Here is a 505-nt window from a genome sequence, read left to right on the forward strand (position 1 = left end):
TCTTTATTCAAAAAAGTATATTAAAGAAAATTTTGGGAAAGAAATATATATAATGTGGGTTCCCGATACTTTTGGACACCCTCAGACAATCCCTACAATATTAAAAAATGCTGGTATAAAATATTATTATTTTATGAGATGTGGTAAAGGATATCCTTTATTTTTATGGGAAGGTAAAGACAAAAGTAAAGTCATTGCTTTTAATAGTGTCTATAATAACCAAATTGATTCTGATAGAATAATTCCACTTTTTGAAGATTATTATAAAAAGTATAAAATCAAAGAGTTTATGTTTGTTTATGGAGTTGGAGACCATGGTGGTGGCCCAACAGAAGAGGATATTAAAAGGAAAATTAAACTAAATGATAAGCCTTGTTTCCCAACACTAGAATTTTCTACTACTGAAAGATATTTTAAATCAATTGAAAAATTTAAAAATAAGTTACCGGTGATTAAAGATGAATTAAATTTTATATTTGAAGGATGTTATACTACACATTCTGAC

1 protein-coding gene is annotated in these 505 nt (G+C 26.9%); it reads left to right on the forward strand.

Annotated elements, in window-relative coordinates; translation table 11 throughout:
* Positions 1-505: alpha-mannosidase (locus N3D17_07945; GenBank protein ID MCX8083292.1), on the forward strand; the 505-nt coding region annotated here is incomplete at both ends.

This window comes from bacterium (assembly GCA_026414725.1).
Classification (GTDB): Bacteria; Ratteibacteria; UBA8468; order B48-G9; family JAFGKM01; genus JAAYXZ01.